Origin of the sequence: Streptomyces sp. NPDC048338 (assembly GCF_043201055.1) — a bacterium.
In the GTDB taxonomy this organism is placed as follows: domain Bacteria; phylum Actinomycetota; class Actinomycetes; order Streptomycetales; family Streptomycetaceae; genus Streptomyces.
Genome location: NZ_JBICYQ010000017.1, coordinates 194,116 through 208,455 on the forward strand (window position 1 = coordinate 194,116; position 14,340 = coordinate 208,455).

Here is a 14,340-nt window from a genome sequence, read left to right on the forward strand (position 1 = left end):
TGGGAGCGCTCCCTTGGGTGGAATCGTGCGTCGCATGACGAACGAACCGTTCATCCGGCCCTACCGTCCCGCGGACCGCGCCGCGCTCGCGGACATCTGCGTCAGAACGGCCCACGAGGGCGGGGACTCCTCGTCCCACTATCCCGACCCGGAGCTGATGCCGACGATCTTCGCCTATCCCTACGTCGCCCTGGAACCGGACTTCGCCTTCGTCCTGGACGACGGCGAGGGCCGCGCCGTGGGCTACGTGCTGGGAGCGCCCGACACCGCCGGGTTCGCCAAGCGGTTCCGCGACGCGTGGCTGCCGGAAGCGGGCGCGCGCCATCCGGCCGTCGAAGGGACGCCCCGGACGCCCGCCGAGGAGATGACCGTCCTGCTCCACACGCCGGAGCGGATGGTCCGGGACGAACTCGACGGGTTCCCGGCCCATCTCCACATCGACCTGCTGCCGGCCTGGCAGGGTCGCGGGTACGGCCGGTCCCTCATGCGGACCCTGCTGGAGGCACTGCACCGTGAGGGCGTGGCGGCGGTCCATCTCTGCATGGTGCGGTCCAACACCTCGGCCAGGGCGTTCTACGACCGGCTGGGTTTCCGGCAGCTGGCCGTCGACGACCCCGGACCCGTCTGGTACCTGGGCCGGCCGACGGCTCCCGACGCGGCGCTCGGCGGGTGACGCTCCGGCCGGGCGATGCCGGCGCGGCCCCGCCCGGGACGATCGCGAACCGGCGGCTCGGGGCGGACGCGCGCGAACGGTGCCGCCGGCGACCCTGCCCGGTGGTGTGGGGGTGGGCCGGGCCGCCGGGGCGCGTGCGGACGCGTCAGATGTCGATGACGCGGTAGGCGATGGTGTACACCCCGCCGGAGCCTTCCAGGGAGCGCCACTGGGTCTCGCCGCCGAACTCGCTGCCGGTGACGAGGGTGGAGCCCAGCTTGTCGTCCGAGCTCGTCGTGTCGTCGTCCCAGAGGGTGAGGGTGCGGGCCTGCTGCTTGCCGAGGACGAGCGCGGCGTTGCCGTCGGCGTCGGTCAGCGAGCGGACGTAACCGGCGCCCATCGTCTGGTACGAGAGGCTTCCGGGCCACACCTTCACCGCGTTGCCGTTGGCGTCGGTGATCTTGATGTAGGCCTCGTCGTGGCCCCCTTCGCTGTTCTGGTGGCAGGTCAGCTCCAGGAGCTCGATCCGCACGTAGTCGATCGGCTCGGCCTGCGCGGTGCCGGCGAAGGCGCCGAGGCTGCCGAGCCCCAGCAGTGCGACGGCGGTCAGTCGAGCGGCTCGGTTCTTGCGCATGTGGTCCCCCCACACGGTCGGGTCACTGTGATGACGACTCGGACCGGATCCCGCCGTCCAGGCGGGCCGGTGTGCCGATCTCCCCCGGCACGACATCCACTGTGCCGGTCCGCCCGCCGTGGTTCTACGCGCGTTCCGCTGGACGGAACGACGGTGTCGGGCGACCGGGCGCGCCGGGGACGCCGGCTCGGGGCGGCGGTGCCGTGGCGAGGGCGCGCGTGACGGCGCCGCTCGCCTCGGCCACGGCCTGGACCAGGGGTTCGAGGCGGCGGCCGGCCCGGACCATCCCGGTGAGCACGGCCACCGTCCGGCCGTCCGGCGCCCGTACCGGCAGCGCCGCACAGCACACCCCGGCCATCACGTCCTCCCGGTCGAGCACGGCCCCGGGGCGCCGCGGTCCGCGCAGCGCCCGGCCCGCCGCCGTGTCGAGGCCGAACGCGACGCCATCGTTCACCTGCACGATCGCCTCCACCTCGCCGGGCACGGAGCCGACGGTCAGGGCGAGGTCCTCGCGCAGGACCGAGAGCACGACTCCGGCGCCGGTCGCCGCCCGCAGCCGGTGCAGCGGCAGGCGGGCGGCGGCCCGCAGGCCCGGGTACGGTTCCCAGACCTGCCCGAGCCGGTAGAGCTGCGGGCCGACCCGGTAGCGCCGGTCACGCCGCTCCACGGCGCCGACCGCGACGAGTTGGTCGAGCAGCCGGTGCACGGTGCCCTTCGGCACCCCGCAGAGCTCCGCCAGTTCGGTCACACCGGCCCCGTCCCCGTACCGGCGCAGGGAGTCCAGCAGGGCGAAGGCCCCCTCCAGCACTCCACGCCCCCGACCCGTCGCCGCCTCGCCCGGCGCGGTGGCCGTCCCCGTCGTCCCGCCACCGCGGGCGCCCGCTCTCGCGGCGTCGGCGGTCCCGGCGTCGCCGCCGCGCGCCTCGGTTCTTCGCGCGTCCCGGCGGCGGGGTTCCAGCCGTCTCGCGTCGACGCGTCGTGCGTCCCGGTGTGTCACATCCCTGTGTGTGGCATGCACATGGGTCGTGTCCCCGTGTGTCGCGTCCATACGTCCCCCCGGACTCCGTACCCCGGCCGGTCCCCCGATGGCGCGGCCGCGGGCACAAGGGACACCATGCGACAGACCGGTCGCGTCGACAAAGCCTTTCGTCGTCCCTGATCCGGCGCGTCGGCCCCGCGTACCGTCACCGGGTCCGGACGAGGAGCTCTTCGGCGACACGGCCCGAGGCCCGGGTACCGCACAGGGCACACGGGTTCATCGGCCGGCCGCCCGCGCCGCCGTCGGACGTCGGACGGAGGCCGACCACCGATTCACCCCCCGACCACCACCCGCCGCCGCGGCCGTCGTCCGGTGAGGCGGTCAGAGGCGGACGACGACGAGCGCGATGTCGTCGCGCACGCCGGCGGCGGCCCCCAGCTCTGCGAGCAGGGCGTCCGCCAGGCGCTCGGGCCCCAGCGCGGTCAGCCCGGCCAGAGCGCCGGTGAGACGGGCGAGGCCCTCGTCGATGTCCTCGTCACGACGCTCGATCAGGCCGTCGGTGTACAGCACCAGGGTGTCGCCGGTGCGGAAGGCCGTGCCGGCCTGCGGGCGCGGCACGTGGTCGGGCCGCGCCCCCAGGGGCGGGTCGGTGGCCTGGTCCAGCAGCTCGGCGGAGCCATCGGCGCGCAGGAGCACGGGAGGCGGATGCCCGGCACTGGAGTAGACGATCAGCTTCGAGCGGCTGTCGACCAGGACGTTGACGGCCGTGGCCGCGAGCGCGCCCTCGACGGAGCGGGCGTACATGCCCAGGATCTCCAGGGCCTGGGCCGGCCCGGCGACCGCGCGGCTCGCCGCAGACAGGGCGCTGCGCAGCATCCCCATCACGGTGGCGGCCTCCAGGCCGTGCCCGACGACGTCGCCCACCGCGAGGGTGAAGCGGCCGTCGGGCAGGTCGACGGTGTCGTACCAGTCGCCGCACACGTTGAGCGAGCCGATCGCCGGCAGGTAGCGGACGGCGACGTCCGGGTGGTGGGCCAGGTCCGGCGAGCGGAGCATCGCCTCCTGGAGCGTCACGGCGACCTCCAACTCGCGGGCGTGCGCGGCGCGCAGTTCCTCGTTCAGGCGCTGGAGTTCCCGGGCCCGGGCGTACAGCTCGGCCTCCATGCCCTCCTCGCGTTCGGTCCACTGCCCGCCCTGGCGCCGGAAGCGGCGGGACTGCACGAAGGCCGTGACGTCCTCGACCCGGTGGATGATCCAGGCGACGCGCTTGTCACCGTCGAGAACGGGCGTGTTCACCGGCGACCACCAGCGTTCCTCGAACGCTCCGGGCCGGCCGACGACCGGGATGTCGTACTTCTGCACGGCCATCGTGTCCGCGCGGCCCGTGGCCAGGACGCGCCCGAGCGAGGCACCGAGGTTGCGCACCCCGTCCGCGTCGGGGTCGGCCGGGTTGTCGGGGAAGGCGTCGAAGAGGTACTGGCCGAGCAGGTCGTCCCGGCTCCGGTTGGTGGCCCGGAGATAGGCGTGGTTGACGTCGACGATCACCAGGTCCGGCGCCAGCACCAGATACGGGCTCGGCGTCGCGGCGAACAGCGCCCTGTAGTCGATCTCCAGCGTCACAGGCTCACCGGCTCCTCATGTCCGGGCGGGGGACGGCCTCGGGGCCGTCCGGACGGTCCCGCCTGTCCGGCGGCTCCTGCCCGAACAGGTCCTGACGCCAACGTACGCACCTGCCGCGCGGTCCGCTCGTCGTACCGGCGCGGAGCGTGGGCCCCTCGCCGCGGGCGGAAGGCACGGGTCGGCGCGGCCGGGTGTCACGGAGTGTCCGCACCCGGTCAGCCCCCGCCCCGCGCGGCCTCCCCCTCCTCGGCCTCCACGGCACGCGCGGCCTCCTCCGCGGCGCGGCGGGCCTTGTCCGCCGACCGTTCCGCCTCCCGCGCCGCCTTGTCGGCGCCCGCGGCCTCGGCCCGGGCGGTCCGCTGCTCCCGGCGCGCCACACGCAGCTCCTCCTCCGCCTCGGTGACCCGCACCGCCGCCTCGTCCGCGGCGCTCCGCGCGTCGTCGCGCGCCCGCCGCGCCGTGTCGAGCGTCGCCGCCCGCTCCCGGGCCGCGGCGTCGGCCTCCCGTGCCGCCTTCCGGGCCCGGCGCAGCCGCGCGTCGTCCGGCGGTCCGGTCTTCCCGTGCGGGCCGGGGGCCTTCTTGCGGGGAGGCGGCGGGGCGTCGCCCTTGGGACGCCGCGCGACGGCCTCCGCCTCGGGGGCCACGGCGCCGAAGCCGACGACCGGTTCCGGCGCCCGGACGAGCCGGCCCGCCGCCCACCGCTCGCCGGCCTCGGGATCCGCGAGCACGGCGTGCAGGATCTCCGTCACCTCGCGCAGGACGGCCTCGCTCACGGACTGTCCGGCGTCCCGCGCGAGGGCGGCGGCCTCCCGTGCCAGGGCGGCGGTGACCTGGTGCTGCCGACGACCCGCCTCCCGCAGCTGAGGGGCGTCGAGGGTGCGGTGGGCCTCCCGCAGGGTGCGGCCCAGGGTCAGCAGTCCTTCGGCCTCCTCCGGCCGCTCCCGTGCGAGGTGGTTCGCGACCCAGGCCGCCAGGGTCGGGCGGCGCAGGCCGGCGATCGTCTTCGCCGCCTTCGTGTCCTTCGCCTCGCGCGCCTCGGCGACGTACGCGTCCCGCGCGGCGACGAACCGCTCCGGCGCGAGACCGTACAGCTCGGTGGTGATCCGCTCGACGTCCACGCCCCCACTCTGGCCACCGCGCGCGCCCCGGGCGAGCCGGGCGGGCCTGCAACGCGCCCCTGGGGGTGTCTTGTCGATCAGGCCGGGTCAGTGAGCGGTGTCCTGGGGCTTCGGATCCAAGGCGGAGGATGGGGGTCCCTCCCACGCCGAAGGCTGTGGGGGCGAGGCATGGCGGAGCCATGCCGACCGACGACAACGCGGGAGACGGAGTCGCAGGACACCGCGAGCCCGGCAAGATCGGCAAGACACCCCCTAGGCGCAGGAGGGGCAGAGTCCGCGGTACGTGACCTCGACCTCCGAGACGCTGAAGCCGAACCGCTCCCCCGCCGCCAGACCGGCCAGCAGGTCGCCGGTCGGGTGGACGTCACGGATCAGGCCGCAGCCGGAGCAGACCAGGTGCTGATGCGGGTTGCGGGCGTTGGGGTCGTACCGCTTCGCGCGGCCGTGGGTGGACACCTCCAGGACCTCGCCGAGCAGGACCAGTTCGCCCAGCGTGTTGTACACGGTCGCCCGGGAGATCTCGGGCAGCCGCGCCGCCGCGCGGGCGTGCACCTCGTCGGCCGTGAGGTGCACGTGGTCGCCGTCGAGTACCTCGGCGACGACACGGCGCTGCGAGGTCATGCGCCAGCCGCGCCCGCGCAACCGCTCCAGCAAGTCGCTCATATCGGCTCACCCATTCAGGTTCGGCGGAGTTCCCGGCGGACTGGACGTGCGTCCGGACTCCTATCGGGTAGGGCTTTGGCGTGCATCTTGACTTGGATTGAGTCCATCGTAGGATCGGTTCTGTTGAGAGCCAAGGGGACGGAACAATTCCAGTACGGCAGGAGACAGCGACGTGAGGGCCACCGCCGGAACACCGCGCGGCGCCGGCGTGCCGGTGCGGCCCGGCCGCGTCCCGGCGCCCGGCGCCCGCCGCCGTCGACGCCCGCCGCTCGAACCGCGGGACGCCCTGCCCGACACCGCCCGAGGCCCAGTACTTCTCGGCCCGCGAGGCCGAGGCCGCTCGCCGGGGCTCACGCCCCGAACGTTCCACCACCACCAGCAGTGCCCGAGCACCGTGAACCGCCTGGTCCGGAGGGATTTACATGTCTGAGAACCACGACGCGATCGTCGCCGACGCGAAGAGCGAGGGCGGCGGTGGCTGCCCCGTCGCGCACGGGCGCGCCCCGCACCCCACCCAGAGCGGCGGGAACAGCCAGTGGTGGCCGGAGCGCCTCAACCTGAAGATCCTGGCCAAGAATCCGGCTGTCGCCAATCCCCTGGGCGAGGAGTTCGACTACGGCAAGGCGTTCGAGTCGCTCGACCTCGCCGCGGTGAAGCGCGACATCGCCGAGGTGCTGACCACCTCGCAGGACTGGTGGCCGGCCGACTTCGGCAACTACGGCCCCCTCATGATCCGGATGGCCTGGCACAGCGCGGGCACCTACCGGATCAGCGACGGCCGCGGCGGCGCCGGCGCCGGCCAGCAGCGTTTCGCTCCGCTCAACAGCTGGCCGGACAACGGCAACCTCGACAAGGCCCGCCGCCTGCTGTGGCCGGTCAAGAAGAAGTACGGCCAGAGCCTGTCCTGGGCCGACCTCATGATCCTCACCGGCAACGTCGCCCTGGAGTCGATGGGCTTCGAGACCTTCGGCTTCGCCGGCGGCCGCGCGGACGTCTGGGAGCCGGACGAGGACGTCTACTGGGGCCCGGAGACGACCTGGCTCGGCGACGAGCGCTACAGCGGCGACCGGGAGCTGGAGAACCCGCTCGGCGCCGTCCAGATGGGGCTCATCTACGTCAACCCGGAAGGGCCGAACGGCAACCCGGACCCGATCGCCGCGGCCCGCGACATCCGGGAGACCTTCCGCCGGATGGCGATGAACGACGAGGAGACGGTCGCCCTGATCGCCGGCGGCCACACCTTCGGCAAGACCCACGGCGCGGGCCCCGCGGACGCGGTCGGCGCCGACCCCGAGGCCGCCCCGATCGAGCAGCAGGGCCTGGGCTGGAAGAACTCCCACGGCACGGGCAAGGGCGGCGACGCGATCACCAGCGGCCTGGAGGGCATCTGGACCGACACGCCGACGCAGTGGGACAACAGCTTCTTCGACATCCTCTTCGGTTACGAGTGGGAGCTGTTCAAGAGCCCGGCGGGCGCCCACCAGTGGCGGCCGAAGGAGGGCGCCGGGTCGGACACCGTGCCGGACGCGCACGACCCGTCGAAGCGGCACGCCCCGACGATGCTGACGACGGACCTGTCGCTGCGCTTCGACCCGGTCTACGAGCCGATCTCGCGCCGCTTCCACGAGGACCCCGCCGCGTTCGCGGACGCCTTCGCCCGCGCCTGGTACAAGCTGACGCACCGTGACATGGGCCCGGTCGCGCGCTACCTCGGGCCCGAGGTCCCGTCCGAGGTGCTGCTCTGGCAGGACCCGCTGCCCGAGGCGACGTACGAGCCGCTCGCCGCCGACGACGTGGCCGCGCTCAAGGAGCTGGTCCTCGGCTCCGGCCTGACGGTCTCCCAGCTCGTGTCGACCGCGTGGGCGTCGGCCTCCTCCTTCCGCGGCAGCGACAAGCGCGGCGGCGCCAACGGCGCCCGGATCCGCCTCGAACCGCAGCGGGGCTGGCAGGTCAACGAGCCCGACGAGCTGGCGTCCGTCCTCCGTGTCCTGGAGGGGGTCCGGGAGTCCTTCAACTCCGCCCGGTCCGCCGGTCAGGGCGTCTCGCTGGCCGACCTCATCGTGCTCGCCGGCTCGGCGGGCGTGGAGAAGGCCGCCGAGGCCGCGGGCTTCGCGGTCGAGGTGCCGTTCACCCCGGGCCGCGTGGACGCCGCCCAGGACCAGACGGACGTGGAGTCGTTCGCCGCGATCGAGCCGTCGGCCGACGGGTTCCGCAACTACCTCGGCAAGGGCAACCGCCTTCCCGCCGAGTACCTGCTGCTCGACAGGGCGAACCTGCTGACGCTCAGCGCCCCGGAACTGACGGTCCTGGTCGGCGGCCTGCGCGTGCTCGGCGCCAACCACCAGCAGTCCTCGCTGGGCGTCTTCACGACGACCCCCGGGTCGCTGACGAACGACTTCTTCGTCAACCTGCTCGACCTGGGCACCGAGTGGACGGCGACCTCCTCGGACGCGAACACGTTCGAGGGCCGCGACGCCGCCACGGGCGAGGTCCGGTGGACCGGCAGCCGGGCCGACCTCGTCTTCGGCTCGAACTCCGAGCTGCGCGCGCTGGCCGAGGTCTACGCGAGCGACGACGCGAAGGAGAAGTTCGTGCGGGACTTCGTCGCCGCCTGGAGCAAGGTGATGGACCTGGACCGGTTCGACGTCGCCTGATCCCGTGCGGGGTGTCCCGTCGGCCCGGCCGGGTCGACGGGACACCCACGGCCCGGGCGGCCGACGCCCGCAGGGTCCGGGCCGGCCGGTGACGGCGGGCCCGGACCTTCCCGCTCCGGGAGGTGCTCCGCGCCGCCCCGGACCGGTGCATGACGGCCGCGGTCCGCCCGTCAGCGGGCCGCGGCCGGCTCCGCCGGAGCGGAGACGGGGACGCGGCCCGACGGCGCCGCCGCGTGCTCGGGCGGCACGGTGGCCCGGAAGACGGTGCCCTCCCCCGCCACCTCGGTCCGCTCCCCCGCGGGTACGTAGACGGCACGGCCGGGCCCGATCCGCACCGTGGCCGCCGCGGACGTCAGCAGGGCCTCCCCCTCGGTGCACAGGACGATCTGGGGCGCGTCCCCGCCTAGGTGCCGCGGTGCGCCGTCGGCCCTCAGCGTGATCCGGGAGAGCCGGAAGTCGTCGACCGGGGCCGGGTAGACGTACTCGTCCGCGAGCCCCTCCGGCCCCGGCCCGAGGACGCGGGACGGCGGAGCGGCGAACCGGACGACTGCGAGGAGTTCGTCCGTGTCCACGTGCTTGGTCGTCAGCCCGCACCGCAGGACGTTGTCGGACCCGGCCATGACCTCCACCCCGAGCCCGGACAGGTACGCGTGCGGCACACCCGCCTCGAGGTGGAGCGCCTCGCCCGGGGCGAGTCGCACATGACGCAGCATCAGCGCGGGCAGGAGCCCGGCGTCGCCCGGATGCGCCCGCGCGATCGCCCGGTACGCGACGAAGTCCGGCCGCCGTGCCCCTTCCCGCCCGGCCGCGCGCGCGAGGGCCTCGGTGACGGCGTCCAGCAGGCCGGGCCCGGGGGCGAGGAACGCGGTGAACACGGCCCTCAGCGCGGACTCCTCCGGAGCCGTCCGCAACGTCCCGGCGTACGGACGCAGGGCGGGAACCCCCAGATCGTCGAACAGGGCCGCGCACTCCGCGGGCGGCCTGAAGCCGCACAGCCCGTCGAAGGCGGTCAGGGCGACGATCATCTCCGGCTTGTGCTGCCCGTCCCGGTAGTTGCGGTGCGGGGCGTCCAGCGGGATGCCCCGCGCGTTCTCCGCCGCGAAGCCCGCGGCCGCCCGCTCCGCGTCCGGGTGGACCTGGAGGGAGAGCGGGGCGTCCGCGGCGAGCAGCTTCAGCAGGAACGGCAGCCGGGGACCGAAGCGGCGCAGCACGGACGCTCCCAGCTCGCCTCCGGGGTCGGCCGTGATGACGCGGTCGAGGGGGATCGTGACACCACCGCGTTCGACGAGCGACGGCGCCGCCGGGTGGGCGCCCATCCACAGTTCGGCCTGGGGTTCGCCGGTCGGCGGGAGGCCCATGAGCCGGGGCAGGGCGGTGGTGGAGCCCCACGCGTAGGGCTGAACGGTGGTGGAGAGGAGGTCCATGGCGTCTGTTTCCTGGGCGGAGGAGGCGTGCGGGCGAACACGGTTCCGGCGGGAGGCGACCGGTGGGAGAACACCTGTCGGAGCGGGGGCGGTTCCGAGGCTTCGGGGTCACTTTCGGTCGTTCCGGGCAGGCGTGGCCGGCGGTACCGCGACGGTTCCCGTCCATGGCGTCCCGACGCGTCCCGCTCGTGCGCTCCGCACACTCTGCCTCGGTTCTGACAACGTTGTCTAGTGCGGGGCGCACCACCTGACCACCCCCGGGTCCTGTCGTCACGTGCCGCCCGGAGCGCGACGCTCTCGCCCCGGGGCCGGTCAGCCCGTCACGATTCCGGTGACGAGGTTGATCGTGGTGGCGAGAATGCTGGCCCCGAAGACGTAAGACAGCAGACAGTGCCGCAGGGCCACCGCCCGGATCCTCGAGCTGGAGACGTCCGTGTCCGAGACCTGGTAGGTCATGCCCAGGTTGTAGCTGAAGTAGAGGAAGTCGCTGTAGGCCGGCGGGCTCTGGGTGTTGAAGTCGATGCCTCCGTCGGACGTCAGGTAGTACAGGTGCGCGTAACGGGTGGCGTACATCAGGTGCAGGGCCGCCCAGGCCATGAAGACACCGCCGAGCGCCGTCGCCGCGGCGGTGTGGCTGTCGCGCGAGTCGCCGACCAGGAGCAGCAGCACGATGCCGGCCAGACCGCACACGGCTGCCGCGACGACGGCGAGTTCCTCGACGAGCGGCCTGAAGTCCTCGCGCCGCGCGTTGCGATGGGTCTCGGCGGCGTCCATCGGCCAGAGCACGATCCAGCCGGTCACGACGAAGAAGGTCTCGGCGGCGAAGATCCCGGCCAGGATCCCGAGGGGTGTCTCCCGCCCCAGACCCACGAGGACGCCGACGACCAGTCCGAAGAGCGACGCGTTCACGAGCCGGGGAACCGCGGAGCGCGGAAGCCAGAGTTGCACGGGCCCTCACAGTGGCGACGGAAGCCGTCCCGCCTCGGGAGACGGCGGGACGGGCGGGACGGCGGGGCGGGCGGCCCGTCAGGCGGCGGGGTCGATGGTGACCTTGACGTGCTTCATGATCGGCTGGTCGCTCTGGGTGCTGTAGTCGCCGAGGGCGCACAGGACGTTCATCTCGGGCATGTATCCGGCAGCGCAGCCGCGGGGGATGTCGTAGGGGACGGCGAGGTAGCCCTCGAGGTGGCGCCGGCTGCCGTCCTTGGCGGTGCTCGTGATGTCGACACGGCCGAGTTCGGTGATGCCGCGCTCGCGCATGTCGTCCCGGTTCATGAAGACGAGCGTGCGCAGGTTCTTGATGCCGCGGTAGCGGTCGTTGTCGGAGTAGATGGTGGTGTTCCACTGGTCGTGGGACCGCATGGTGCCGAGCGCCAGGGTCCCGGGGGCGGGGACGACGTCGGGCAGGGCGGCGGTGGAGAACTCGGCGCGCCCGGACGGGGTGAGGAAGACCAGTTCGCGGGCCGGCTGCTTGATGCGGAACCCGAGGGGCAGGCGGACACGGCGGTTGAAGTCCTCGAACCCGTCGAGCGCCCGCGCCATCGTGTCGCGGATGCGGTCGTAGTCCTCGATGTACCACTCCCAGGGCGTCTCGCTGTCGGGCAGCGCGGCGCGCGCCATGCCGGCGACGATGGCCGGCTCGGACAGCAGGTGCGGGGAGGCGGGACGCTTCATGCCGACGGACAGGTGCACCATGCTCATCGAGTCCTCGACGGACGTGCTCTGGACGCCCTTGCGCTGGTGGTCCTTCTCCGTGCGGCCGAGGCACGGCAGGATCAGCGCCCGCCGTCCGTGCACGATGTGGCTGCGGTTGAGCTTGGTGCTCACCTGGACGGTCAGGTCGCAGGCACGCAACGCCTCGTAGGTGTACGGGGTGTCGGGGGCCGCGAGGGCGAAGTTGCCGCCCATGCCGACGAACACCTTCACCTCGCCCGCGTGCATGGCCCGGATGGTGCGGACGGTGTCCAGACCGTGCTCGCGCGGCGGGTCGATCTTGCAGACCTCGGCCATTCGGTCCAGGAACGCGTCGGTGGGCCGGTGGTCGATCCCGCAGGTGCGGTTGCCCTGGACGTTGCTGTGGCCGCGCACGGGCGACGGCCCCGCACCCTCACGCCCCAGGTTGCCCCGCAGCAGCAGGAGGTTGACGATCTCGCGCACCGTGTCGACGCCGTGCTCGTGCTGGGTGAGGCCCAGGCACCAGCTGACGATGCTGCGGTCCGCCTCCCGGTAGACCCGGGCGGCCTTCAGGATGTCGGCTCGGGTGACGCCGGACTGGTGCTCGATCTCGTCCCACGGCGTGGCCTCGCACACGGCGCGGTACGCGTCGAAGCCGGTGGTGTGGCGCTCGACGAACTCCCGGTCCAGCGCCTTGGGGTCGGTCGCGGACTGCTCCAGGATCGCCTTGGCCATGCCCCGCAGCAGCGCCATGTCGCCGCCGATGCGCGGCTGCAGGTTGAGGGTGCTGGTCCGGGTCGTTCTGAACAGCGCCATGTCCGTGAAGTCGTGCGGGACGATGGTGCGCGTGGCGGCCGCCTCGACCAGCGGGTTGACGTGCACGATCCGGGCGCCGCGGTCGTGCGCCTCGGCGAGGGCGGTGAGCATCCGGGGCGCGTTGGAGGCGGCGTTGACGCCCAGGATGAAGAGCGCGTCGGTCACCTCCCAGTCCTTGAGGTCGACGGTGCCCTTGCCGGTGCCGAGGGACGCCTGCAGCGCGCGCCCGCTGGCCTCGTGGCACATGTTCGAGCAGTCCGGCAGGTTGTTGGTGCCCAGCTCGCGAGCCATCAACTGGTACAGGAAGGTGGCTTCGTTCCCGAGGCGCCCGGACGTGTAGAACGACGCCTGGTGCGGGGACTCCAGCCCGCGCAGGGCCCGGCCGACGACCTCGAAGGCGTCCTTCCAGCTGACGGGGACGTAGTGGTCCGTGTCGGGGTCGTAGACCATCGGCTCGGTCAGCCGGCCCTGGTTCTCCAGTTCGTGGTCGCTCCACCCCGACAGCTCGGTCACGGAGTGGGCGGCGAAGAACTCCCGCCCGACGCGCTTACGCGTCATCTCCCAGGTGACGTGCTTGATCCCGTTCTCGCAGATGTCGAGGTGCAGGCCCTTGGTGTCGTCCGGCCAGGCGCAGCCCGGGCAGTCGAAGCCCGTGTTCTCGTGGTTCATCCGCATGATGGCCCGGGGGCCGTCCACCAGCGCGCCCTCGCGCACCAGGAAGTTCGTCACGCTCTTGGCGGCGCCCCAGCCGGCGGCGGGATGGTGGTAGGGACGGAACTCCGGGTCTCCCGTGGGTTCGGGCCCCACACGGTGCTCGACCTGTCGCTGTTCCTCGTCGGACGCGCTCAAGACTGTCACCCTTCCGCTGCGCGGATCTGGGCCGGAATGCGGCACTCCTGCCCAGGCTAGGTCGGTGGCCAGGACGTCGCCATGCGACCGTGCCGGCGCCGGCGCACGCGCGTGGTTCGGGTGGCGGACCGACGGGGCACCGCGTGCTTCCGGTGGCGGACCGACGGGGCACCGCGTACGCCCGACCGGGGGACCCATCGGGATTCCAATGCCGGACATCGGATTCCCCATTGGATATCGATGACCGACCGGCCTACCGTCGAAGACGTCGCCACGCCGGCGGTCCGTGCACGGAACGTCGGCGCGCGACGGCGCGGACGACGCCGCCTCGGGCCGACCGAGCCCCCGGCGAGCACCCGTCCCGCCCTCGGCCCCCGTCCCCCCCTCCCCTTCCTTCCTTCCGGAGTGAGCTCAGCATGTCGAAGATCCTTTTCGTGATGACCGGCGCCGACCACTGGACCCTCGCCGACGGCACCAAGCACCCGACCGGCTTCTGGGCCGAGGAGGCCGTCGCCCCGTACGAGGCGTTCACGGCCGCGGGACACGAGGTCGTCGTGGCCACCCCGGGCGGCGTCGAGCCCACCGTCGACCAGGGCAGCCTCGCCCCCGAGTTCAACGGCGGGCCCGAGGGCGCCGAGAAGGTCGCCTCGGCGCTCGCCTCCCTCTCCGCCCTGCGGCATCCGGTGCGGCTGGAGGACGTACGGATCGACGACTACGACGCCGTCTTCTACCCCGGCGGCCACGGCCCCATGGAGGACCTCGCCGTGAACGCCGACTCGGGGCGGCTGCTCGTCGCGGCGCTGAAGTCGGGCAAGCCCCTGGCCGTCGTCTGCCACGGCCCGGCGGCCCTGCTCGCCGCCGTCGACGAGGGCGGCACCAACGCCTTCGCGGGCTACCGGGTCGCCGCCTTCAGCAACGTGGAGGAGACCCAGGCCGGCCTCGCCGAGAAGGCGAAGTGGCTGCTGGAGACCCGCCTGACCGAGGCGGGGGTCGACGTCCGGGTGAGCGAGCCGTGGGCGCCGTACGTGGTCGTCGACCGCAACCTCGTCACCGGGCAGAACCCCGCCTCCTCCGCGCCCCTCGCGGCGGAGGTCCTGAAGAAGCTCGCCTGACCGAGGGGACGGCCGGCCGTGGGGGGGTGCGGGGGCCCCGGGCCCCCCCCCGCCCGGGCCCCCCGGGGGCGGCGCCCCCCCGCGCCCCCCCCGCGGGGGGGGGGGGATAGCCCCCCGGCGGGGGGGGGGCCCGCGCACGCGCCCC

11 protein-coding genes are annotated in these 14,340 nt (G+C 73.6%); 3 read left to right on the forward strand and 8 right to left on the reverse strand.

Features of this window, described 5'->3' with window-relative positions; translation table 11 throughout:
* The first annotated feature begins 34 nt into the window (after positions 1 to 34).
* Positions 35 to 673: a GNAT family N-acetyltransferase gene (locus ACGFZF_RS33660; RefSeq protein WP_393560496.1), complete on the forward strand. Its 639-nt coding sequence runs from the start codon at positions 35 to 37 to the stop codon at positions 671 to 673.
* Between the two features lie 145 nt (positions 674 to 818).
* Here ACGFZF_RS33660 and ACGFZF_RS33665 read toward each other — a convergent pair whose 3' ends face one another.
* The 5 genes from ACGFZF_RS33665 to ACGFZF_RS33685 all read right to left on the reverse strand — a co-directional run bounded on the left by ACGFZF_RS33665 (position 819) and on the right by ACGFZF_RS33685 (position 5,666).
* Positions 819 to 1,286 (reverse strand): hypothetical protein, encoded by a 468-nt coding sequence (locus tag ACGFZF_RS33665; RefSeq protein WP_393560498.1) that lies wholly within the window; start codon positions 1,284 to 1,286, stop codon positions 819 to 821.
* 124 nt (positions 1,287 to 1,410) lie between these two features.
* Positions 1,411 to 2,283: an IclR family transcriptional regulator gene (locus ACGFZF_RS33670; protein WP_393560500.1), complete on the reverse strand. Its 873-nt coding sequence runs from the start codon at positions 2,281 to 2,283 to the stop codon at positions 1,411 to 1,413.
* A 363-nt stretch (positions 2,284 to 2,646) separates the two neighbouring features.
* Positions 2,647 to 3,885 (reverse strand): PP2C family protein-serine/threonine phosphatase, encoded by a 1,239-nt coding sequence (locus tag ACGFZF_RS33675; protein ID WP_393560503.1) that lies wholly within the window; start codon positions 3,883 to 3,885, stop codon positions 2,647 to 2,649.
* A 215-nt stretch (positions 3,886 to 4,100) separates the two neighbouring features.
* The gene (locus ACGFZF_RS33680; RefSeq protein ID WP_393560505.1) at positions 4,101 to 5,003 is read right to left on the reverse strand and encodes a hypothetical protein; all 903 of its coding nucleotides are present in this window, start codon (positions 5,001 to 5,003) and stop codon (positions 4,101 to 4,103) included.
* Positions 5,004 to 5,255: 252 nt separating this feature from the next.
* A complete protein-coding gene (locus ACGFZF_RS33685; protein WP_393560507.1) occupies positions 5,256 to 5,666 on the reverse strand; it encodes a Fur family transcriptional regulator in 411 nt (136 codons plus the stop codon).
* A gap of 422 nt (positions 5,667 to 6,088) precedes the next feature.
* On the opposite strand from ACGFZF_RS33685, the gene katG reads away from it, so the two are divergent.
* Positions 6,089 to 8,320: a catalase/peroxidase HPI gene (gene katG / locus ACGFZF_RS33690; RefSeq protein WP_393560509.1), complete on the forward strand. Its 2,232-nt coding sequence runs from the start codon at positions 6,089 to 6,091 to the stop codon at positions 8,318 to 8,320.
* Positions 8,321 to 8,490: 170 nt separating this feature from the next.
* Here the strand turns inward: katG and manA are convergent, their stop codons facing one another.
* The 3 genes from manA to ACGFZF_RS33705 form a co-directional block, all read right to left on the reverse strand.
* The gene (manA, locus tag ACGFZF_RS33695; RefSeq protein ID WP_393560511.1) at positions 8,491 to 9,744 is read right to left on the reverse strand and encodes a mannose-6-phosphate isomerase, class I; all 1,254 of its coding nucleotides are present in this window, start codon (positions 9,742 to 9,744) and stop codon (positions 8,491 to 8,493) included.
* Positions 9,745 to 10,056: 312 nt separating this feature from the next.
* Positions 10,057 to 10,692 (reverse strand): DUF1345 domain-containing protein, encoded by a 636-nt coding sequence (locus tag ACGFZF_RS33700; protein WP_393560513.1) that lies wholly within the window; start codon positions 10,690 to 10,692, stop codon positions 10,057 to 10,059.
* 78 nt (positions 10,693 to 10,770) lie between these two features.
* Positions 10,771 to 13,083 (reverse strand): FdhF/YdeP family oxidoreductase, encoded by a 2,313-nt coding sequence (locus ACGFZF_RS33705; RefSeq protein ID WP_393560515.1) that lies wholly within the window; start codon positions 13,081 to 13,083, stop codon positions 10,771 to 10,773.
* Positions 13,084 to 13,499: 416 nt separating this feature from the next.
* Between ACGFZF_RS33705 and ACGFZF_RS33710 the strand changes: the two genes are divergently transcribed.
* Positions 13,500 to 14,195: a type 1 glutamine amidotransferase domain-containing protein gene (locus ACGFZF_RS33710; protein ID WP_393560517.1), complete on the forward strand. Its 696-nt coding sequence runs from the start codon at positions 13,500 to 13,502 to the stop codon at positions 14,193 to 14,195.
* Positions 14,196 to 14,340 lie beyond the last annotated feature (145 nt).

What these genes read in the sequence shown, in the direction of transcription:
- ACGFZF_RS33660 (WP_393560496.1), top strand. Translation starts at nt 35, where the DNA reads ATGACGAACGAACCGTTCATCCGGCCCTACCGTCCCGCGGACCGCGCC.
- ACGFZF_RS33665 (WP_393560498.1), bottom strand. Translation starts at nt 1,286, where the DNA reads ATGCGCAAGAACCGAGCCGCTCGACTGACCGCCGTCGCACTGCTGGGG.
- ACGFZF_RS33685 (WP_393560507.1), bottom strand. Translation starts at nt 5,666, where the DNA reads ATGAGCGACTTGCTGGAGCGGTTGCGCGGGCGCGGCTGGCGCATGACC.
- katG (WP_393560509.1), top strand. Translation starts at nt 6,089, where the DNA reads ATGTCTGAGAACCACGACGCGATCGTCGCCGACGCGAAGAGCGAGGGC.
- manA (WP_393560511.1), bottom strand. Translation starts at nt 9,744, where the DNA reads ATGGACCTCCTCTCCACCACCGTTCAGCCCTACGCGTGGGGCTCCACC.
- ACGFZF_RS33710 (WP_393560517.1), top strand. Translation starts at nt 13,500, where the DNA reads ATGTCGAAGATCCTTTTCGTGATGACCGGCGCCGACCACTGGACCCTC.